We start from the raw sequence: 22,008 nt of genomic DNA on the forward strand, positions 1-22,008 counted from the left end.
GATTGTATCACAATTTATTTTTCCCTGCAAGGAGAAAATTTTTTAATTATTTAGTTTTTCTAATTCTTCAAAAAGATGGTCGTTTAACACCTTAATGTAAGTACCTTTCATCCCTAAGGATTTTGATTCAATGACCCCGGCACTTTCAAATTTACGCAGAGCATTGACAATTACCGAACGGGTTATTCCCACTCTATCGGCAATTTTGCTGGCAACCAGCAGGCCTTCGTCCCCTTCTAACTCTTCAAAAATATGCTTAATGGCATCCAATTCGGAGTAAGAAAGGGTCGCCAGGGCAATTTGGACCGCAGCTTTCTTCCGGGCTTCTTCTTCCACTTTCTCCGCCTGGGCCCGCAGAATTTCCATACCGATAACCGTAGCTCCGTATTCGGCCAGAACCAAATCGCCATCGGTAAACGATTCGTCAAACTTGGCTAATACTAAAGTACCTAAACGTACCCCACCGCCAACAATGGGTACAACGGTCATTACCTTGTTCTGGGAAATGCATTGTACATCCTGAAAGAAAACACAAGCATTAGCTTTCTGGCAGAAGTTAGCATGGGTTTCGGTAATTTTCAAAAGAAAATTTTCATTGTAATCTTCGGGAAACCGTTCGGTTTCTTCCACTACCTGCCGCATAATATCGCAGGTGAAATTTTTAAAAAAGGCATGTCCTAAAATTTTCCCTTTCCGGCTCACGATATAAACATTGCAGTTGATATTTTCGGAAAGAACCTGGGCAATTTCCTCAAAATCTACCGGATTTCCCGCTGCCTTCTGCAATATACGATTGATGCTTCGAGTTTTTTCCAAAAGTGTTCTCATCATGTTTCCTCCTTACTAAAGTTAAAATATTTGCAATTATAAGATATACCTTGATAAATCGGAATCGTGAACTATTTCACTTAACTTATCCTGGACAAACTTACGGTCAATTACCACCGTTTGCCCCCACATCTCCGGAGCGTTAAACGATAAATCTTCCAGAACTTTTTCTAAAATCGTGATAAGTCGCCTTGCACCAATATTTTCATTCCGTTCGTTAACAGTATAAGCCATTTTTGCAATTTCTTCAAGGGAATCTTCAGTAAATTTCAAATTAACCCCTTCGGTCGCTAGCAGCTCAACATACTGCTTGGTAAGGGCATTTTCCGGAACGGTAAGGATTTTTTTAAAATCCTCCACGGTTAAACTCTTTAATTCCACCCGAATGGGAAAACGCCCCTGCAGTTCCGGTATTAAATCCGAAGGCTTACTCATATGAAAGGCACCGGCCGCAATAAATAAAATATGATCGGTTTTCACCGGTCCGTATTTGGTTAAAACCGTTGATCCTTCCACAATGGGCAGGATATCCCGCTGCACTCCTCCCCGGGAAACATCGGGCCCATGGGTATTGCCGGTGGAAGCGATCTTGTCGATTTCATCCAAAAAGACGATGCCGTCTTCCTCTGCTCTTTTGATGGCTTCCCGTTGCACCTCATCCATATCAATTAATTTCTGGGCTTCCTGTTGCGTTAAAATTTTCAGCGCTTCTTTTACCGTAACCCGCCGTTTTTTCCGTCGAGGAGGAATCAGGCCACCCAAAATATCCTGAAAGTTTAGCCCCATTTCTTCAATGCCACCGACGCCAAAAACCTCTACCATGGGAGTTTTTTGCTCTTCAACCTCAATTTCTACCATTTCATTATCCAAAAAACCCTTCTTTATTTTATCCTGAAGTTCCCGCCGGCGATAATTTAATTCATCATAAGCAGGGTCCGTTTTGGCTGCATCCTCCCGGATCCCGCCAAAAAACATTTCAAAAGGGTTTTTGATATTTTCCTTCTTGGGATTGGGAATCATAATTTCGGATAGCCTTTCTACCGCTAAATTATAAGCTTTATCCTCCACCATTTTAATCTTTTCTTCCCGCACCATCCTGAGGGAAGTCTCCACCAAATCCCGAATCATCCCTTCTACATCCCGGCCAACATAACCGACTTCGGTAAATTTTGTGGCCTCAACCTTTACGAAAGGAGCTTTAATTAATTTCGCCAGTCTCCGGGCTATTTCGGTTTTACCCACACCGGTAGGCCCGATCATTAAAATATTTTTGGGTATTATTTCATCCTTTAAGTGGGGAGGCAAAAGCTTTCTTCGATACCTGTTTCTTAAGGCTACCGCCACCGCTTTTTTGGCCGCTTCCTGCCCTATTATATATTTATCCAAATACTCAACTATTTGCCGGGGAGTTAAATTTTCCAAATTATTCACCTCCAATGGTCTCCACCGTAATAAAATCATTGGTATAAACACAGATTTCCTGGGCAATTTTTAAACTTTCCATCACTATTTCCCGGGCTGATAAATTGGTATGATTAATTAAAGCCCGGGCCGCCGCTAAAGCATAATTTCCTCCCGAACCTATAGCTAAAACTCCGTCATCCGGCTCGATTACCTCTCCGGTACCGGATATTAACAGTATCCTTTCCCTGTCCGCCACCAGAAGCATGGCTTCCAGGCGGCGTAAAAATTTATCGGTGCGCCAGGTTTTTACCAGTTCCACCGCCGCCCGGGTAAGATTACCCTGACTTTCCTCAAGTTTTTTTTCAAATAAATCAAATAAAGTAAAAGCATCGGCAACTGCTCCAGCAAATCCGGCCAGAACTTTACCCCGGTATAATTTTCTTATTTTATTTGCCCGCCGTTTGATAACCGTCTGCTGCCCGAAAGTAACCTGACCGTCACCGCCAATGGCTACTTCTCCGCCCCGCTTTACCGCCACAATCGTGGTTCCCTCAAACATCATTTTTCTCCTCCCTGCTTCGCGGATGGGTTCTAAGGTAAACCTCTCTTAACCGCTCTTTACTGAGATGGGTATAAATTTCGGTGGTAGACAAGCGTTTATGACCCAGTAATTCCTGCACGGCCCTGATATCCGCTCCCCCCTCTAACAGATGAGTTGCGTAACTGTGGCGAAAGGTGTGGGGGGTTATTTTTCGATTGAGCCCCGCTTTTTTAACAATCTGCGAAATCAGGTAACGAATTCCCCGTACTGTTAAGCCCGCACCCTGCTGATTTAGGAACAACTTTTCTGATTTGGGCTTAAAAGCCGGTCTTCCTGCTTCCAGGTACAACTTTAAACTATCCAAGGCGTATTTTCCCAGGGGGACAATTCGCTGTCTTCGTCCCTTACCGGTAACCCGAACGTAACCCTGGGTTAAATCAAGGTCGTTTAACGTTAAACCCGCAATTTCCCCAATTCTTAAACCTGCTCCGTAAAACAGCTCCAAAAGCGCTCTATTGCGCAATCCCGTTGGTGTGGAGTTTTCCTGGCCTTCAATCACTTTAAACACTTCGTCCACGGTTAAAACTTCCGGCAATGTTTTGGGAATCTTGGGAATTTCAAGGCTTAACGCTGGATTTTCTTTGATAAAGCCGCATCTTTTCAAAAAACGGTAAAAGGACCTGAGAGCAACCATTTTTCGGGCTGCCGTTCTCCGGCTACGATTTTTCCTCAGAATGTCTACCAAAAACTGCTTTAAATCCACTTCATTTACCGATAAAAAACTTTTTCCCTGTAAAAATTCTTGAAAATCCAAAATATCCCTTTCGTAAGCGGCAATGGTATTCGGGGAATAATTTCTTTCAAGTAATAAATAATTTAAAAAAGCTTTAAGCTCCTCAGCCATTGACCGCAAGCCACCTTTTTAAATCTTTTAAACTTCTTTCAGCTAAAAGCTTATACCTTTCTTTTTTGTTTTTTATTTTTCGGTCCAGAGGTTTTACCAAGCCAAAATTTACTCCCATCGGCTGAAAGTTTTCTACCGGGGCAGTGTTTAAATAACGGATGAGCCCGCCAAGCATGGTGGTTTCCGGTAACGGCTCGGGCATTTTCCCAAACATCCCGGAAGCGGCAATTCCGGCCCAAGCCCCGGTAGCTATCGCTGCCACATACCCTTCCCCGCCGGTTATCTGACCGGCAAAAAACAATCGGGGATATTTTTTCAAGTTTAAGTAAGGAGTTAATAAAGCAGGAGAGTTGATAAAGGTATTTTTATGCATCACTCCAAAGCGAATAAATTCGGCATTTTCCAAACCGGGTATCAGGCGAAAAACCCGGTTTTGTTCCTTCCAGGTAAGATTGGTTTGAAAACCCACCAGATTGTAATAATCCCCCGCTAAATTTTCCCGGCGTAATTGAACTACCGCATACGGTTCTTTTCCGGTTCTTGGATCAATAATCCCTTTAGGTTTTAGAGGGCCAAACCTCAAAGTATCTTTACCCCTTGAAGCGATTACTTCTATTGGCAGGCAACCTTCATAATAAATGTCTTTTTCAAAAGGTTTTAAGGGATGCCGTTCAGCAGTAATCAACGCTTCATAAAACCTCAGATACTCTTCTTCATTCATTGGAGCATTTAAGTAGTCCTTATCCTGCTGGTACCGCCCGGCAAAAAACAATTTTTCCATATCCAAGCTTTCACCGGCGACAATAGGAGCAACCGCATCAAAAAAGTAAAGGTAATCGCTTTCAAGGTATTTTTTTAAATTCTCAGCTAAAGCTTTTGAGGTTAAGGGACCCGAAGCAATTACCGTAACTCTTTCGGGGTTAATATCCACAACCTCTTCCCGTATAACTTCTATTAATGGGTGGTGGGAAAGCCTTAAGGTTACTTCTTCCGCAAATAAATTTCGGTCAACGGCCAAAGCATTGCCTGCGGGAATCCGGTTTCGATCAGCCACCTTTATAACAAGGCTATCTAAAAACCGTAACTCCTCTTTCAATAAGCCCGCTGCATTGTCTAAATTTATACCCCCTAAAGAATTACTGCACACTAATTCGGCAAAAAGGGGAGTTTGGTGCGCCGGAGTAAATTTTTTCGGGCGCATTTCAAATAACCGTACTTTAATTCCCCTTTTGGCCAACTGCCAGGCAGCTTCAGCACCGGCAAGCCCGGCCCCAACCACATCAACTTCTTTCATTGTACTTCCTCCAACGGCTCTGTATGCTTACAATCAGGGTTGGTACAGAGAAGGTACGGTGGCTTTTTCTTCGGTCGTTTTTCTACCATAACACTTTGACAATTGGGACATTTTTTGCTGCTGGGCAGGTCCCAGCTAACAAAGTCACAGGACGGATAATTGGAACAGCCGTAGAAAACTCGTCCCTTCTTTGATTTTTTAACTATGATTTCACCACCGCACCGGGGACAGGTAGCACCGGTTTTTTGCACAAAAGGTTTAATAAATTTACACTCCGGATAACCCGGGCAAGCCAAAAACTTGCCAAAGCGACTGGTTCTGACTACTAAGTTTCTTCCACAATTAGGGCATTTTTCCTCCGTTTCCTCCAGCGGCAGGATAATTTTTTCAATTTTTTCGTAAGATTGCCGCAAAGTTTCATTAAACGGTTCGTAAAAATTTCTTAAAACCTCAATCCAATTTTTTTCTCCTTCTTCAATCTGGTCAAGTTTTTCTTCCATTTCAGCGGTAAATTCCACATCAATAATGTCAGGAAAATGTTCCTTTAGTAAATCTACAACTATCCGGCCAAGTTCGGTAGGTTTTAATTGCTTCTTATCTTTTTCCACGTAGCCTCGCTTTAATATAGTCTCCAAGATGGGCGCATAAGTACTCGGCCGCCCAATTCCCTTTTCTTCTAAAGCTTTAATTAAAGTAGCTTCGGTATACCGCGGCGGAGGCTCGGTAAAATGCTGCTTTGGCTCAAGCTTCAGTAAGGTTAAGCTTTGCCCTTCCATTAAAGCAGGTAACTTCTCCTTTTCCTCTTTTTCCCCTTCCTCTTCTTCAACCTGATAGATTTTGGTAAACCCCGGAAATCTTAGGATTGATCCCGTCGCCCTAAATAAATAATCTCCCGCTTCAATATCTACCGTAGTTACGTCATACTGAGCATCGCTCATTTGACTGGCCACAAACCGTTCCCAGATTAATTTATAAAGTTTATACTGATCGGGTGTTAAATATTGTTTAATCTTTTCCGGATCTTTTTCTATATCCGTAGGCCGGATGGCTTCATGGGCATCCTGAATTTTCCCCTTCGGGGCTTTGGTCTTTTTCTCAGTTCCTACATATTCTTCCCCAAAAGTATTTTTAATATATGCTGCTGCTTTTGCTTTCGCTTCTTCCGCTACCCGGGTAGAATCAGTTCTTATATATGTTACTAAACCGGTAACTCCGTATTCACCGATTTCCAGTCCCTCGTAAAGAGCCTGGGCAATTTGCATGGTTTTTTTGGCCGAAAAGTTTAACCGTTTTGACGCTTCCTGCTGCAAGGTACTGGTAATAAAAGGCTCCGGAGCAGATTTTTTGGTGAGCTTTTTCGTGATTTTAACAACTTTAAAATCCCTTTGCGAAACTTCAGCAATAATCCGCTCCACTTCATCTTTATTTTTTATTTCTATTTTGCGATTCTGGTATTTAGAAAGCTTTGCTTTAAATGGTTTCTTTTCCGCTTCAAGATGAGCCGTTAAACTCCAGTATTCCTCCGGTACAAATTTTTCAATTTCTTCTTCCCGCTCACAAATAAGCCTAACCGCTACCGACTGTACCCGCCCGGCCGATAATCCTTTTTTGATTTTTCGCCAAAGCAGGGGACTTAATTTATAACCGACAATCCGGTCTAAGATCCTCCGGGCTTGCTGGGCGTATACCCGGTTGTAATCTATCCCCCGGGGATTGGCTATTGCCTGCAAAACCGCATCCTTGGTAATTTCGTTAAATTCGATTCTAAGGTCTCCATTATCTTCTAAATCCAATACTTCCTTTACGTGCCAGGCAATGGCTTCCCCTTCCCGGTCCGGGTCAGAAGCTATGTAGACCTTTTCCGCCTTGGCCGCTTCTTCTTTTAATTCTTTTATAAGCTCTTTTTTACCCCGGATTATTTCGTAGGTAGGAGCAAAATCCTTTTCAATATTTACTCCAAACCGATAGGTGGGTAAGTCCCGGATGTGTCCCATGGAAGCTTTTACCACATATTCTTTGCCCAAAAATTTTCCGATAGTTTTAGCTTTTGCTGGAGACTCAACTATTACCAATTTTTTCAAACCAAAATCACCTCAACCCCTGGTAAACTTACCTCCAAACTGTTTTTTCACAAAGCCTTTTATTTCCAGGAAGGAAATTTCTCTTAATACCTCCGAAACACGGGCATTTAAGCGATAAGCTATCTCTTCCACGGTTAAATCCTCATTTACTAAAACTTCTAAAATTTTTCCGGCAAGACCGAAAGCTTCTTGCTTTGACCTCTGGGCAGCAAAACTATTACTAAATAACGTGCCAAAGCCAAGCTCTTCAATAACCTCCGTTCCTTTTAAAGCAATTCTGGCCCCATCTTTTAATAAAAGATTACTGCCAGCACTTAAAGGAGAAGTTATCATCCCCGGAACAGCAAATACTTCTCTTCCTAACTCAAGGGCAATCCTGGCGGTTATCAAGCTTCCGCTCTTCAACGCGGCTTCCACTACAACGATACCTTCGGCCAGAGCGGCAATCAGGCGGTTACGGATGGGAAAAAGATAAGGTAAGGGCATCGTCCCCGGTAAAAACTCCGAGATGATTAATCCTTTTTGTATTATTTCCCGGTAAAGGTTTTCATTTTCCCGGGGGTAAGGTACATCAATCCCCGAACCTAAAACCGCCACCGTTGCTCCCGCACTTACCGCCCCCCGGTGTGCTTCACCATCGATACCCCGGGCCAGGCCGCTTATCACCGTGATCCCCGCCCCGGCTATTTCTTCGGCAAAAGCTCTGGCAACTTTTAAGCCGTAGGATGAAGCACGCCTCGCTCCTACAATCCCGACCATGGGTGTTTTTAAAAGCTCCAGGTTACCCCAGCAAAATAACACCACCGGTGGGTCGTACAGGTGTAATAACCGCTCAGGATACCGCTTCTCCCCAAAGGTTACAATCTTTATCCCCAGGTTTGAGCAGTGCTCCTTTACCCGTTCGGGATTAAATTCGGAAATTTTCCGGGTAAGGCTATTAATTTCCGTGGGCGAAAAGCCAAACTCCTTTAATGTTTTTACCGGATTAACTACAATTTCTTCTACCGGGATGCCTTCTTTAATCAAGTGAAAAAGTTTTTGGTTATAATATACAGAAGCTAAGGTTAAATAATAATCACTGTTTTGCAAAAAATCAACCCCAAAAATATTTTTAACTTACCTTACTTTACTTTAAAATATTTTTCTAAATTTTTCTATAACCTTTTTAAAGAAGTTTTAATAAATCTTCTAAAGAATACTGCCTGGAAAATAAGTCCCAGACCTCTCCATCTTTTTTAAGTCGATGAGGAATAGTTTTAATGTTAAAGTCCAGGGGATTAATCTTACCGCTCTTTATTTCTTCCCAGGTAAGAGGTGTGGAAACCCCCGCTCCGGCAAAAGCTCGAATACTATAGGGCAAAATAATCGTTTTACCGTAGCGATTGTGGCTGTAATCCAGGTGGACTTTTCCTTCCCTTTCAGCCCGGTAATCCTGCAGGGAAACCCTTTGCGGGTGAGCTTTTTCCACCAGACTTCCGATAAATTTAGCAATGCTAACCAGAGTTTCGTTTTTATAACGCGGAACCACCGGTACTAAAATATGCAAGCCCATTAATCCAGAAGTCTTCGGATAACCCTCCAATCCATACGAATTAAGGACTTCCCGAATTAATAGGGCAACTTCCACACACTCCTGAAATCCGGAAGGAGGAAAAGGATCAAGGTCAAAAAGCAACAAATCGGGAAATCTTTCCTGCCCGGCTTTTGCTAAAAGGCCGTGCATTTCAATGCAACCCTGCTCAATTAGCCACTTCAAAGTAGGAAAATCTTCGACCAATAAACTGGTTTTTTCATTAATTCTTTTTTCATAATAAACCAAAGCAGCAGGAGCATGGGCAAGTTTTCCCCGCACGTAATAACTTTCCCTGCCAACCCCTTCGGGATAAAATTTGACAAAAAAGGGCCGTCCCTGCATGTACGGCCGTAAATATTCCCAGGTTTTACTGTAATAAGCAATAATTTCATCAAGATAAATTCCTTCGGGATAAACTAAGTCTCTTACCACGATCCCACCTTCTTTTTTTGTATAATTTACCCGGAAAACTAATGATAATACAAAAAATCGTGCAGCTCAAGCCACACGATTTTGCAGGTAGTTACTAAAAGCCAATAAATTGTATTTTCCCGGTTTTTCTCGGCGGCACCGGAGGATTTTGATCGGGATACCCCAGTACCACCGCACACACAAATTCCTTATCGGTAACCCCCAAAAAGCGATCAATCTCATCGGCCACATACCTGGGGCCGGTCATCCAGCACGTCCCCAGCCCTCGTTCATAAGCCAAAAGCATTAAATTTTCCACCAGGGCCGAGACGCTCATGATGGCTTCGATCCTATTTTCTTCATTATAATGGCGTTCATAACCACTCATTAGATGGTTAACTGAAAATTCGTATTTGGGAATGTAAAACAAAATAATTACCGGCGCGTCACCAACATTTTCAAAAAACTGCAGGGTAATTTTTACAATCTTTTCCGGAAAAAGTTCTTCTAATTTTGGTTTAATGTGCTTACCTGATTCAGCAATAAGCCTGGCAAGCTCATCCCGCTTTTCCCCACCAACCACGTAAATTTCCCAGGGCTGGCGGTTTTTCCCGGAAGGCGCCCAGAGTGCCGCTTCTAAAAGCTCTTCCACCACTTCCCGCGGCACCGGGTCTTTTTTAAACTTTCTAATACTTCTTCTCCCCTTTAAAATTTCTTTTAACTCCATCTTCCCCCTCCTTAAAAATTCCGGACTAAATCCGGATTTAGTTCCTTATACGGTCGCAGGGCACATCGCAGGGACAGTTTCTCTTGCTATCTTTCAGCGCCGGTTCTCCTTTAATGGTTTTAATCAAGCTTAATAATTCTACTACCTCATCCTCATTTCCTTCTACAATAAACGTTTTTCCCCCTTCGGCTCCCCCTATGCCACCGCTACCTACTACCACAACCTCAATGTTGGGAAATAAAAGCTTTAAAGCAGATATTTCGGTAAAAATTTCCCCATCACCAATGACGGTATAACCGAATTTTTGCCCTAAAGCTTTATCAATTGTATAAATTCCTGTTAATTCGGCTGCTTTCCGCACCGAAGGCACCATTTTCTCCAAACCAACGGGAATAATAAGCCGTATCCCCCGGGCGCGAATAAGCGGGTATGCCCGGCCTATGGTCCCTCCCCGGGAATCGGAAGTAATGATTCCGGCAAATCCTTCCGCATCGATAGCATTGGCACCTTTTAAAAACACATCATCCCGTCCCATTTTTTCGAGGGCATCCTGCCAGCTAAGCTCTGATACCTGGCCCCGTTCCAGCACCACCGGTGGAATTCTTCGACCCGGGTCGGTTACGCACTGTCCTTTGGGCGTTATTACCCCCGCCGTATACCACTCCCGTTCAATTTCCCTACCGGTTAATTCTTCCACGATATAACCATTAGTTGTTCCTCCGGCAATCACCACAATCCCTTCCTTAAAAGCTTTTGCTACCGCCGGATGTTTTTTAATACCTTTTGCAATCAACCTCTTCCCTTCAGCCACCGTTAAGGAAAAAGCAGCTCTCATTTAGCTCACCCCCATTTGATTAATAGCTTCCAGAATCCGGTTAAAATTATTGGGATCTTTTTTAATTTCGCCCTTTTCTTCCAAGTTTTTAAATCCAACAATCCTAAACTCCTCAACTTCTAAAACATTATTTAAGTACTTCAAGGTAATCTCCGCCCCGGTAAATACGGTGTTAAAATTAGTACCGGCGGTCAGTAAATACAGGCCTTTTCGCCTTTTTTGCTGCATTTCTGACTGCTTTAAAAGGTACTTTTGCGCCCAGTAAGGCTGCAACCGGTCTATTATAGCTTTGGCCTGAGCGCAAAGCCCCATGGCATAAATTGGAGATGCTATAACCAAGTAATTAATTTGCGGAAGTAACTCATAAATTTCTGCCATGTCATCCTTTTGCACGCATCGGCCGTCCCGGCTGCATAAATTACACCCAAGGCAAGGATTGATTTTTTTGCGGGAAGTGTTTAAGAAAACTCCATCTCCTTTAGCCTTTAAGAGGGTTTCCACATACCGGGCAGCAGTATCGCTATTGCCACCTATCCGTGGACTGGTAGAAAGAATTAAATACTTAAGGGAGTTCGCCACGGCCATCTCCCTTCTTTTCGCTCACCACATAGTAATTTTCACAAATTTCCAGGGGACGTCTTTTTACCCGAAAAACCCTCTTTTTCCTCAATTCTATTCCCTCCTCGCTAAAACCCTCTTATCTCCAACACGCCGGGTAATTTTTAGCTGGTCTAAAGTTTCTAATAACGGCAAAGCGTATTTACGGGAAATACCAAGGAGTTCTCGCACATCGGCAATTACAATTTCTTTTTTTTCTAATAAAAGCTTTTTAATTTTGGCCATAGCCTCTTCAAAATGTTCGCGGGCTAAATATATTTCTTCGTCAATCTTAATTAATTCCCCTTGCTCCACAAGATAATTTATTAACTCCAGCGCCAAATCTTCTTTGAGGTTAAAGCCCGGTAAAACAGCACTAAGATTTTCCGGCATCAGGGAAGCTTTTTTAAAGTAGTTTAAAATATTCTCCTTGGCTTTTTCCAGTTCCGCTGTTAATCTCGGTACGTAATCAATTAAAGCTACTTTATTTCCGCTTACCTTTAATTCTTTTTTCTCTTCGGCAATTTCCAGAAAAGAAGTAAACTCTCTTAACGAAAACTCATTAAAAAGTTTACTCTTCAGTTCGTCTTTAGAAACCCCTGCTCTAAGAGGATATTGGTGATGATAACTCTGTAAAAACTCTTTTGTTTTAGCTAAAATTTTAGCATAATTATCCGCCGCAAAGTACAGTTTTTCCCCCGAGCGGTAAACTTTATTGGCGGCAATTAGCTGATTTAAGCTCTCTTCGACCACCCTCGCCGCCAACGTAGTTTTTTGTTCAATTACCTTTTGTTCTAAGGGTTTTAAGCTATTTAAAAGAACGTTTAAAACTAAGGCAGAAGGTTCCCCTTTTTCTTTAACCTTCAAGCTTTCCATTACGTCCTCGCGAAAACGCTTGTATTTCCTTGCCGGGTAAGGGTCCAGGATCTCTCCACCACCAATAGTTACCATAGGCGAATAGGAGCGAATGATAAACCGGTCAAAGCGGTCGGCTACTACCGGCTCCTCTAACATGAGCTGGGCATAAGTTTCCCCTCCCGGCTCTAATTCTTCCCGGTCTAAAAGCAGTACCCTTCCCAGCCGTTCCGCCGTTCCCAGGTAAAAACGTATCTGCTGTCGGTGGCGAACGGGCTTTTCTTGCGAAGCAAGAACCGTAAACTTAACGTCAAGCAACCGGGTGGGTTTTAATACGCCAATGGTAACAACCCAATCTCCCCGTTCAATATCTTTTACCTCTACATCCGCTAAATTGATCGCCACCCTCTGCCCGGCAAAAGCCCTTTCCACTTTTTGCCCGTGGACCTGCAGGTTTCTAATCTTTTTGGTAAGCCCGCGGGGGAGAATTTCTACCGTTTCGCCCACCGCAAGTTCCCCCGACCAGAGGGTACCGGTAACGACCGTTCCAAATCCCGCTATGGTAAAAACCCGGTCAATAGGAAGCCGGGCATAGTGCGACCGGGATTTTTCCTCGACCTCTTCCGCGACCCGGTCAATTTCCGCAAGTAAAGTAGAAATCCCTTCACCGGTAATTGATGATACGGGGATAATGGGAGCCTTTTCGAGAAAACTTCCTTTGACAAATTCTTTGATATCTTCAATTACAAGATTTAACCAGTCTTCATCCACTAAATCTTTCTTCGTTACTACCACGATACCTTTTTTTATCTGTAAAAGCTTTAAAATATCCATATGCTCCCGGGTTTGGGGCATAATACCCTCATCGGCAGCAATAACTAAAAGCACCATGTCAAACCCCATAACCCCGGCCAGCATATTTTTAATAAACCGCTCATGCCCCGGAACATCAACAATCCCGGCTTTTTTCCCCGAAGGGAGCGTCAGGTGAGCAAAACCAAGTTCGATGGAAATTCCCCGTTTTTTCTCTTCCTTTAAGCGGTCGGTATCAATTCCCGTAAGCCTTTTTATCAGTTCCGTTTTTCCGTGGTCTACATGGCCAGCGGTTCCAATGATGAAGTATTTCATTGCCGGTCACCCACCAGATGTTTTTCCAGTAAGCGTTTGCAGTAATCTATTTCTTCCTCCAATACCGTCCTTAAATCGATAATAAATTTTTCTTCCTCAATTCTTCCCAAAAGGGCAGGATTTTCCTCCCGTAAAGCTTTTGCCAGTTTTTCCACCGAAAGGTGATGGGGGTTAATTTTTATCACATAAGAAGATAGGTAGGTTCCGGGAAAAGCTCCCCCACCTACTTCCGATTTGCCTTCATCCAGAGAAATTTCCGCAGGTAATTTGGCCCTTAAGAGTTTGCGATAAAGCTTTTGCGCCCGCTTTTTAATCTTTTCGGGCGGTTCGGTTAACATCCGTAATACCGGGATTTTCGAGAGAAAATCTCTTTCAAAGTAAAGCATTAAAGTTGCCTGCAAAGCTGCTACGGTCATTTTATCAATCCGAATAGCCCGGGTAAGAGGATGTTTTTTCATTTTGGCAACAAACTCTTTCTTGCCAGCAATAATCCCCGCTTGCGGGCCACCCAAAAGCTTATCTCCGGAAAAAGTAACTACATCCACCCCCGCCGCCAGAACTTCCTGCACCGTTGGTTCGTACGGTAATCCGTAAGAGGTTAAATCCACCAAACTGCCGCTTCCCAAGTCCCACATTACCGGAATTCCCTTTTCTTTTCCAAGCTTCACCAAATCGGCAATTTCCACCGATTCGGTAAAACCAATTATTTTGTAATTGCTGGTATGCACCCCTAATAAAAGGCCGGTGTTCTCGTTAATTGCCTTCCGGTAATCGTCAATCCGGGTTTTATTGGTGGTACCAACTTCTTTTAAAATTGCCCCGCTTCTTTCCATTATTTCCGGTATCCTAAAGGCTCCGCCGATTTCCACCAGTTGGCCCCGGGAAACTATCACCTCTTTCCCAAAAGCCATACTGCTTAAAGCTAATACCACCGCCGAAGCATTATTGTTCACCACCAGTGCATCCTCGGCTCCGGTTAACTCACAGAGGTATTCCACCACGTGGTCGTAACGGGAGCCCCTTTTTCCGGTGGTTAAATCCAGCTCCAAGTTGCCGTAACTGCCCGAGACCTTACGTAAGGCTTCTACCGCCTCCGGGGCCAGAGGAGCCCGGCCCAGGTTGGTATGTAAAACCACACCGGTACCGTTGACCACCCGCCGGTAGGGAGGTAGAAAAAAGCTTTCAATCTTTCTTTGAGCTAAGTTAACAACCTCCTGAAATTCCAGCGGCTTTTGCCGCTGGCCAGAGACTATACCGGTTCTGAGCTCATCTAAAACCTCGCGCACTTTCCGGGTAATAATCTCCCGCTGATAACGGTTTAAATAGTCCTGAAGTTCCGGAGCTTTTAGAATCTCATCTACCTTGGGTATGGAGCGCAGTAATTTTTCCAATGCCATCGGCTCACTCCTCATAAACTTCCAAAATTTCGTAATGGGTGTTGCGTTTGGCCGGTATGAACCCTGCTTCCCGGATAGTTTTTATTATTTCGTTCATTGGTATGCGGTAGGTTACCCCCGCTGCCCGGACCACATTTTCCTCAAGCATAGTAGAGCCAAAATCGTTGGTTCCAAAATACAAAGCTAATTGCGCTATTTTGGCCCCTTGAGTAACCCAGGAAGCTTGAATGTTGGGAAAATTATCGAGATAAATCCGGGAAATAGCAACCGTCTTTAAGTAGTCCATCCCTCCAGCTGGCAAAAGATGGGCTAATGCTGTATTGGCCGGCTGAAACGACCAGGGTATAAAAGCAGTAAATCCGCGGGTTTTATCCTGAAGCTGCCGCAAATTTTCCAGGTGAATAATCCTGTCTTCGTAATTTTCCACATGCCCGAACATCATCGTTGCTGTAGTCTTCATCCCCAGGCTATGGGCTGCTTCCATCACTTCCAGCCATTCCGCCGCGGAAATTTTATTGGGACTAATTACCTTCCGCACCCGGTCGGATAATATTTCCGCTCCCCCTCCGGGTAAAGATTGCAGTCCGCTTTCTTTTAGTTGCTTTAAGACTTCAACCACGCTTAAGCCCTCTTTTTTAGCCAGGTACATAATTTCCGGCGGCGAAAGGGAATGGATTTGTACCGTTGGAAATCTTTTCTTTATCTGAGAAAACAAGTTTTTAAAGTACTCCAGCCCTAAATCGGGATGGGTCCCTCCCTGCATTAATAACTGAGTTCCGCCCAGGTTAACCAGCTCTTCAATTTTGGCAAAGATTTCTTCTAAGGTCAGAACGTAACCTTCCGGATGACCGGGAGGACGATAAAAAGCACAAAATTTGCAGGCCGTCGAGCAGATATTGGTATAATTTACATTCCGGTCAACCACAAAAGTAACAATATTTTCCGGGTGATGACGGCGGCGGACAAGGTTGGCAAGTCGCCCCAAGTTGTACAAATCTCCCTGTTCAAACAGTAAAACTCCTTCGGCAAAAGTTATCCTTTCCCCCGCTTCTATTTTGGCGTAAATTTTTTTTACATCCAATCGTCTTCCCTCCAAATCTTAACCAAAACCCCTGCCGGCGCTTCGCCTATTTTAGAAGCCCGACGGTAAAACTCCAAAAGACCAGAAAACTCCCTCTCGGATAGTTCATGGGAAATAATTTTTAAATACCCGTCAATTTCCTCAGGAGTAAAAGGATATTTTTGGCTGCCAAATTCAACCATTTCTTGCCAGTGAGCATACGAGTAATTTTTAGCCTGAAAAAACAGTTCGGTTAACTTTTTAATTTTATGAGGCTCTTTCTGGCAGGTCTCCCGGTGGACCGCCCACACCGCATAAACCATGGGTAGTCCGGTAAGTTTTTTAAAAGCTTCGCCTAAGTCCAACACCTCTAAATTTTGGGGCAAATGATAATAACCTGCTAAAGCTTTATCACCAATTAAAAGCACTCCGTCTAAATCGGTCTTGCGGTAAAATTCAATGTCCAAATTCATGGGTACGTATTGAGGGTCGGCTCCAAAAAGTTCTTTTAAGATTATTTTTAATAGTACTACCGATGTTGCCGACTCCCTGGTTACACCAACTTTTTTTATGTTTTGAAGCCTTCCGGAAAATTCCTGCCGGTAAAAAAACATCACGCTTAATACCGGGCCATCGGCGGCAATGGAAAGATCAGGTAAAATTAAAAGGTCTTGATAGTTTCTGGCGTACTCAATGGAGGAAATGGGAGTTACATCTAACTGATGTTTTAAAAAAAGTTGATTTAACTCGGCCGGGGGACCTGAAAAAAGCTCAGCCTCCGCAAAACCATTTTTCTCAAAAGGATAATATAAGGGTAAGCAGTTTAAGTAGCTTACCCGTCCAAGCCTTAATTTCATTCAAAATCCTCCCGTACCACATTGTAAAGAGTATCTCTTTCTACCGGTTGTCTTCCCGCTTCCCGTATAAGGTGCAGGATTTCCTTTTTGGTCATGGCTTGAGAGGTGGTAGCCCCGGCAGCATGGGTAATCCGCTCTTCTACCACCGTACCATCAATATCGTCCACTCCGAAGGAAAGGGAAATCTGAGCAAGTTTTGGTCCCACCATGATCCAGAAAGCTTTAATATGGTCAAAATTATCGAGCATTAAGCGGCTGATAGCTAACATTTTTAAGTCTTCTACGCCAGTAGTGAGGGTTTTAATTTCACCCTCTAACCCGGTGTTTTTAGGATGAAACGCCAAAGGAATAAACGACATAAAACCGCCGGTTTCATCCTGAAGTTCTCTTAACTTAATTAAATGCATAAGTCTTTCTTCAACGGTTTCGATATGTCCGTAAAGCATGGTGGCATTACTTCTAAGCCCGAGTTTATGGGCGGTTCTCATGACTTCCAGCCAGCGTTCGCCGGAAATTTTTTTCTCGCAAATTTTCTTTCGCACCCTCTCGGAAAAAACTTCCGCACCCCCGCCGGGTAACGAACCCAGCCCGGCATTTTTTAAAATTGTCAGCACTTCCTCCAAAGACTTCCCGGAAATACGAGAAAAGTAGTCAATTTCCACCGCCGTAAAAGCCTGAATGTGCACTCCAGGTAGGGCTCTGGAAACCCTCTCCACCATCTCCACGTAAAAATCAAAAGGCAAATCGGGATGAAGACCACCTACAATGTGAATTTCACTTATCCCATCATCTTTGGATTCTAAAGCCCGCGCTTCAATTTCGTCAAGGCTCATCTGGTAAGCTTCCGGAGAGTCTTTGTCCACCCCAAAAGCACAAAGTTTGCAGCGGTTAACGCAGATATTGGTGGGATTGATATGGCGGTTTACAATAAAATAAGCTTTATTGCCATTTTTTCTTTCCCGGACGATATTGGCAAGATAACCAATCCCTATAAGGTCGGAGGAATTAAAAAGGGTTAGCCCGTCTTCAAAGGAAAGCCGTTCACCCTTCTCCACTTTATCGTAAATTTTTTCTAAATTTTTATCGGCAAAAGCAAACATCCTTCCACTCCCTTTTTAAATTAGTAAATCGATAACGGTAACACCGAACATTAAGACGCTGATAATCATATTTACATTGTTAAAAGCCGTATTAACCCTTGATAAATCGGTAGGCTTGACCAGCCAGTGCTCGTATAATAAAAGAATAGCGGTGGCAATAACACCAAAATAATAAAAAAACCCAAGGCCAAAACCAATGCCGGCCAGTAAAAAGAAGATGATAGTTAGAAAGTGAAATACCCGGGCAATCGTTAGAGCCTTTTCTATCCCAAACCTGCTGGGTATGGAGTATAACCCCTGCTGCCGGTCAAACTCCACATCCTGAAGAGCGTAGATAATATCAAAACCTGCCACCCAAAATAACACCCCGGCAGCTAAAAAGTAAGCCGGTAGCGGAATATAACCTTCAATCCCCACAAAGCTTCCGAGCGGAGCAAAGGACAGGGCCAGACCTAAAACAAGGTGGCATGCCCAGGTAAATCTTTTAGTATAAGCATAAATTACCAGAACAAATAAAGCAAGGGGAAGAAGCTTTAATGCTAACGGCTTTAAATTGGCTGCCGCCCAAAAAAAGAGCAATAACGAAAGTATCGTGTAAATATATACTTCCGACACTTTTATAAGCCCCCGGGGCAGGGCCCGGTTTTGGGTTCGGGGGTTTAAGGCATCTATATGCCGGTCAATCAACCGGTTTAAACTCATTGCGGCAGTCCGGGCACCAACCATAGCCAAAGTAATAAAAAGAAAATCTCTTAGCCTCGGTACACCCCCGGAAGCCAAAAATGCTCCTACATAAGCATAAGGTAGGGCAAAGAGTGTATGTTCAAACCTGATCATTTCAAGAAAGATCTTAATTTTAGTCAAGGCCGAGGTCACTCCACTTCCGGTCCACTAAAGCCTTAATCTCTGGATCCATTTCGATGTCATCAGGCCAGGGTCGGGTGTGACCTTCGGAAGGCCATTTTTTGGTAGCATCAATGCCAAGCTTTGAACCGTAATTGGGCAGAGGAGATGCGTGATCCAAAATATCCAGGGGTCCTTCAACAATCATTAAGTCCCGCTTCGCATCAATATTGTTAAATACTTTCCACATTACTTCCGAAAGGTTTTGTACATTAACATTTTCATCAACAACAATTATCATTTTGGTAAACATCATCTGCCCCAAGCCCCATAAAGCATTCATCACTTTACGGGCATGACCGGGATAACGTTTTCTAATCGAGACAATTGCGCAATTATGGAAGACCCCTTCCAGGGGAAGATTTATATCAACAATTTCCGGCAGCAGCAGCTTTAAAAAAGGCAAAAAGATTCGTTCGGTGGCTTTTGCCATATAACAGTCTTCCATCGGTGGTTTGCCCACAATTGTTGCCGGGTAAATGGGATTCTTTCTGTGGGTAATGGCTGTAACATGAAATACCGGATAATAATCGGTTAAGCTGTAATAACCGGTATGGTCCCCGAAAGGCCCTTCTAATCGCAGTTCATCGGGATCAACGTAACCTTCAATAACAATCTCCGCATGTGCCGGAACTTCCAAATCTACCGTCTCCGCTTTAACCAATTCCACCGGTTCTTTCCGAATAAAACCGGCAAAAAGAAATTCATCAATTGACGGTGGCAGAGGAGCTGTCGCCGCATAAATGGTTGCCGGATCTCCGCCCAAAGCTACCGCAACTTCTAAAGGCTTGCCCAGGCGCTTGGCCTTCTGGTAAAAGTGCGCCGCATCTTTATGCATATGCCAGTGCATCCCGGTAGTCCTGCCGTCATAAATTTGCATCCGGTACATGCCCACATTTCTTCTTCCGGTTTCCGGGTCTTTGGTAATGACTAACGGTAAAGTTATAAACCTTCCACCATCCTGCGGCCAGCATTTTAATATTGGAAATTTATTTAAATCGGGGTTATCCTTGATAATTACTTCCTTTACCGGACCACTTTTTACAATCTTAGGTGCAAAATTTGACAACCTGGCAAGCTTCGGTAACATTTTCAGCTTTTCAAACATGGTAACCGGGATATCATCGGGATTTAAAAGGCTTAAAAACTCTTCTCCGATATCATCCAAACGGTCAACCCCAAGAGCCAATTTCATGCGCTCATAGGAGCCAAAAGCATTCATCAATACCGGGATATCGTAACCCGAAACGTTTTCAAATAAAAGAGCCGGTCCATAAGCCTTTGACACCCGGTCGGTAATTTCGGTTATCTCCAATTCCGGTGACACCGGAACTTTGATCCTTTTAAGCTCCCCCCGCTTTTCAAGTTCTGCTATGAACTCTCGCAAATCCCGAAACGCCATCAATTACTACCCCCAATCTTATGTAGTTTTTTCAAATGGTTTGGTACCAACATGAACCGCCACTATTCCGCCGGTAAGCTCGTAGCATTTTACATCCACCAAACCTAAATCCTCGAACATCTTTTTAATGACCTGCTGGTGTGGAAAATTTTTTACCGAGTTGGGCAGGTAAGAATAAGGACCGTCCACCCCCACCCCCAATTTCCCTAAAAGCGGCACCAATTTTTCAAAGTAAAACCAGTACAGTTGTTTAAACACGGGGAAGGTCGGATGGGCAAGTTCTAAATTCACAACCCTGCCTCCGGGTTTTACTACCCTTTTCATTTCCAATATTGTTTTTTCAATATCCGGCACATTTCTTAAAGCAAAACCAATAGTTGCCACATCAAAGCTGTTGTCCGGAAAAGGTAAAGCTAAGGCATTACCGTGAACTAACTTAATTATTTTTTCCATGGAGTACCTGGCAATATTTTTCCTGGCAACTTCAAGCATGTTTTCGTTAAAATCAAGTCCTACGACTTCTCCTGTCGGGCCAACTACCCGCGCTAATTCAATAGCAAACATTCCCGTGCCGCAGGCCACATCTAAACCCCTTCCCCCGGCCGATAAGCCCGATACCTTAACCGCGAACCGCCGCCAGGCTTTATCCCGGTTAAAACTTAAAACGGTATTTAATAAATCATACCGATGGGCAATTGCCGAAAAAATATTATAAACAAGTTCTTCTTTTGAAGTTTGGCGGGAATCGTTCAAAATTTACTACCCCTTCCTTTTATGATAAAATGTCGTTTTTATCGATAAATTCTTTAAGTTTTATTAAACCGTCAAAGCCTTCATCCTCAATGTTACAAAGAAACTCGCCAATTTTTTCTCCAAAGGTAATAAGTTCTTGCAGGGTATCTTTGGGTACATCAGCTAAATCTCCCAGGATAGCCAGACTCTGACCCATAAAAATTCGCTCGTCTTTATATTTATCTTCCTCCGAAAAAATTAAAGCAGCTTCATTTAAATCAAGAATTAACCTGGCCAGAGAACTTAAGTATTGTAAAAGTCCCGCTTTGGCCAGCTCCAAAAAAAAGTTACCGTACATAAAATCGCCCACTAACACCTGATACTGGATTCTTTGCCTTTCCCCGTGATATTCTTCTTCACCAATCTGCCGGTGAATTTCATGGGCTAGATAAATATAAGAGAATATTTCGGCTAATTTTACTAATTTTTCCCATTCAATCCCCAGCCTTTGCCCCATCAGTAACCAAACTAAAATTCTTTTTCTAACAGCAGTCATTTCCTTAATCTCGGGCAAAATTTCCCCGTATTGTTCCACGTTACTTCGAAGTTTTTTGGCAATTACCTCCGTTATTTCCGCTGCCACTTTATTAAGTTCCCTTTCAACAACACTCATTTACAGGCCTCCCCAAAATAATCCACACTTATACTATTATTCTTTATTTTATCCCATTTTCCTGTTAGCTTTCTTAAAATTATTGGAAATCATCATTTTTAAAATAAATAAGCCCTACATACCTTCTCCGGCATGTAAGGCTCGCTAACCGTGTTTAAAACACGTACTAATAAAAATCCCTCCTATAAATTGACGGCTTGACTCTCGGCAAACTCTTCAACCATGACGCCCCGCTTCGTTTCCTTAGCCGTCATGTACTTTGCCCCAAACTCCTTTGCCAGGTAATTTGTTGCATCCCAGGGATCTACCGTATCCCCGCAGGTAAATACATCAACAGCAGCATAACCTAACTCAGGCCAGGTATGAATTGCAAGATGGGACTCAGAAATGACCACCACACCGCTAACCCCTTGCGGACTAAACTTATGGAAAGCTACCTCTCTAATTTCAGCACCTGCTTCCAAAGCACTTCTGACCATGATTTCTTCAACTCTTTTGACATCATTTAAAACGTCAAACCCGCAGCCGTAAAGCTCGGCAATCACATGACGGCCTAAAGCATTCATCGGCACTTCCTCCTTTAAAAATAATTTGTTGGGAACTATAACCCCCTTTTGTATACATGGGCTTTATTCAATCAAATTAAATTTTAGCACATAAATCCCCGTTGTCAATAAAAAAATAGAGATTTTCTAAATTAATTTCA

Annotated in this window: 21 protein-coding genes; all 21 read right to left on the minus strand. The window is 43.3% G+C overall.

The window, feature by feature from the left end; genetic code table 11:
* Positions 1 to 42: 42 nt before the first annotated feature.
* The 21 genes from codY to speD all read right to left on the minus strand — a co-directional run bounded on the left by codY (position 43) and on the right by speD (position 21,868).
* Entirely contained in the window at positions 43 to 828 is a 786-nt protein-coding gene (gene codY / locus CHY_RS08355; protein ID WP_011344683.1) for a GTP-sensing pleiotropic transcriptional regulator CodY, read from the minus strand.
* A 36-nt stretch (positions 829 to 864) separates the two neighbouring features.
* On the minus strand, positions 865 to 2,250 hold the full coding sequence (gene hslU / locus CHY_RS08360; RefSeq protein WP_011344684.1) for an ATP-dependent protease ATPase subunit HslU: 1,386 nt from the start codon (positions 2,248 to 2,250) through the stop codon (positions 865 to 867).
* A gap of 1 nt (position 2,251) precedes the next feature.
* Positions 2,252 to 2,791 carry an ATP-dependent protease subunit HslV gene (gene hslV, locus CHY_RS08365; protein ID WP_011344685.1) on the minus strand — a complete coding sequence of 180 codons (540 nt, stop codon included), beginning with the start codon at positions 2,789 to 2,791 and terminating at the stop codon, positions 2,252 to 2,254.
* Entirely contained in the window at positions 2,784 to 3,677 is an 894-nt protein-coding gene (xerD, locus tag CHY_RS08370) for a site-specific tyrosine recombinase XerD (RefSeq protein ID WP_011344686.1), read from the minus strand. Before xerD ends, hslV begins: the two co-directional genes overlap by 8 nt.
* The gene (gene trmFO, locus CHY_RS08375) at positions 3,670 to 4,971 is read right to left on the minus strand and encodes a methylenetetrahydrofolate--tRNA-(uracil(54)-C(5))-methyltransferase (FADH(2)-oxidizing) TrmFO (protein ID WP_011344687.1); all 1,302 of its coding nucleotides are present in this window, start codon (positions 4,969 to 4,971) and stop codon (positions 3,670 to 3,672) included. The genes xerD and trmFO overlap by 8 nt, the downstream gene beginning before the upstream one ends.
* Positions 4,968 to 7,052 (minus strand): type I DNA topoisomerase, encoded by a 2,085-nt coding sequence (topA, locus tag CHY_RS08380; protein ID WP_011344688.1) that lies wholly within the window; start codon positions 7,050 to 7,052, stop codon positions 4,968 to 4,970. Before topA ends, trmFO begins: the two co-directional genes overlap by 4 nt.
* Before the next feature lie 12 nt (positions 7,053 to 7,064).
* Positions 7,065 to 8,141, minus strand: coding sequence for a DNA-processing protein DprA (dprA, locus tag CHY_RS08385; protein ID WP_011344689.1), 1,077 nt, complete (start codon positions 8,139 to 8,141; stop codon positions 7,065 to 7,067).
* A gap of 76 nt (positions 8,142 to 8,217) precedes the next feature.
* The gene (locus CHY_RS08390; RefSeq protein WP_011344691.1) at positions 8,218 to 9,057 is read right to left on the minus strand and encodes a hypothetical protein; all 840 of its coding nucleotides are present in this window, start codon (positions 9,055 to 9,057) and stop codon (positions 8,218 to 8,220) included.
* A gap of 94 nt (positions 9,058 to 9,151) precedes the next feature.
* A complete protein-coding gene (locus tag CHY_RS08395) occupies positions 9,152 to 9,763 on the minus strand; it encodes a nitroreductase family protein (protein WP_011344692.1) in 612 nt (203 codons plus the stop codon).
* A 37-nt stretch (positions 9,764 to 9,800) separates the two neighbouring features.
* Positions 9,801 to 10,598: a hypothetical protein gene (locus CHY_RS08400; RefSeq protein WP_011344693.1), complete on the minus strand. Its 798-nt coding sequence runs from the start codon at positions 10,596 to 10,598 to the stop codon at positions 9,801 to 9,803.
* Positions 10,599 to 11,177, minus strand: a complete 579-nt coding sequence (locus tag CHY_RS08405) for a flavodoxin family protein (protein ID WP_049752091.1) — start codon at positions 11,175 to 11,177, stop codon at positions 10,599 to 10,601. It lies immediately after the preceding gene.
* A gap of 93 nt (positions 11,178 to 11,270) precedes the next feature.
* Positions 11,271 to 13,178, minus strand: a complete 1,908-nt coding sequence (gene selB / locus CHY_RS08410) for a selenocysteine-specific translation elongation factor (protein ID WP_011344696.1) — start codon at positions 13,176 to 13,178, stop codon at positions 11,271 to 11,273.
* Positions 13,175 to 14,575: an L-seryl-tRNA(Sec) selenium transferase gene (gene selA / locus CHY_RS08415; protein WP_011344697.1), complete on the minus strand. Its 1,401-nt coding sequence runs from the start codon at positions 14,573 to 14,575 to the stop codon at positions 13,175 to 13,177. Before selA ends, selB begins: the two co-directional genes overlap by 4 nt.
* A 4-nt stretch (positions 14,576 to 14,579) precedes the next feature.
* On the minus strand, positions 14,580 to 15,656 hold the full coding sequence (mqnC, locus tag CHY_RS08420; protein ID WP_011344698.1) for a cyclic dehypoxanthinyl futalosine synthase: 1,077 nt from the start codon (positions 15,654 to 15,656) through the stop codon (positions 14,580 to 14,582).
* Positions 15,647 to 16,492 carry a menaquinone biosynthesis protein gene (locus tag CHY_RS08425; RefSeq protein ID WP_011344699.1) on the minus strand — a complete coding sequence of 282 codons (846 nt, stop codon included), beginning with the start codon at positions 16,490 to 16,492 and terminating at the stop codon, positions 15,647 to 15,649. Before CHY_RS08425 ends, mqnC begins: the two co-directional genes overlap by 10 nt.
* Positions 16,489 to 17,592, minus strand: coding sequence for an aminofutalosine synthase MqnE (gene mqnE / locus CHY_RS08430; RefSeq protein WP_011344700.1), 1,104 nt, complete (start codon positions 17,590 to 17,592; stop codon positions 16,489 to 16,491). Before mqnE ends, CHY_RS08425 begins: the two co-directional genes overlap by 4 nt.
* A 15-nt stretch (positions 17,593 to 17,607) precedes the next feature.
* Positions 17,608 to 18,456: a UbiA-like polyprenyltransferase gene (locus CHY_RS08435; protein WP_011344701.1), complete on the minus strand. Its 849-nt coding sequence runs from the start codon at positions 18,454 to 18,456 to the stop codon at positions 17,608 to 17,610.
* Positions 18,449 to 19,897 (minus strand): menaquinone biosynthesis decarboxylase, encoded by a 1,449-nt coding sequence (locus tag CHY_RS08440; protein ID WP_011344702.1) that lies wholly within the window; start codon positions 19,895 to 19,897, stop codon positions 18,449 to 18,451. The genes CHY_RS08435 and CHY_RS08440 overlap by 8 nt, the downstream gene beginning before the upstream one ends.
* Positions 19,898 to 19,915: 18 nt before the next feature.
* Entirely contained in the window at positions 19,916 to 20,650 is a 735-nt protein-coding gene (locus CHY_RS08445; protein ID WP_011344703.1) for a demethylmenaquinone methyltransferase, read from the minus strand.
* Positions 20,651 to 20,669: 19 nt separating this feature from the next.
* Positions 20,670 to 21,302 carry a hypothetical protein gene (locus tag CHY_RS08450; RefSeq protein ID WP_011344704.1) on the minus strand — a complete coding sequence of 211 codons (633 nt, stop codon included), beginning with the start codon at positions 21,300 to 21,302 and terminating at the stop codon, positions 20,670 to 20,672.
* A 182-nt stretch (positions 21,303 to 21,484) separates the two neighbouring features.
* On the minus strand, positions 21,485 to 21,868 hold the full coding sequence (speD, locus tag CHY_RS08455) for an adenosylmethionine decarboxylase (RefSeq protein ID WP_011344705.1): 384 nt from the start codon (positions 21,866 to 21,868) through the stop codon (positions 21,485 to 21,487).
* Positions 21,869 to 22,008: the final 140 nt, after the last annotated feature.

The organism is Carboxydothermus hydrogenoformans Z-2901, from assembly GCF_000012865.1.
Taxonomy (GTDB): domain Bacteria; phylum Bacillota; class Z-2901; order Carboxydothermales; family Carboxydothermaceae; genus Carboxydothermus; species Carboxydothermus hydrogenoformans.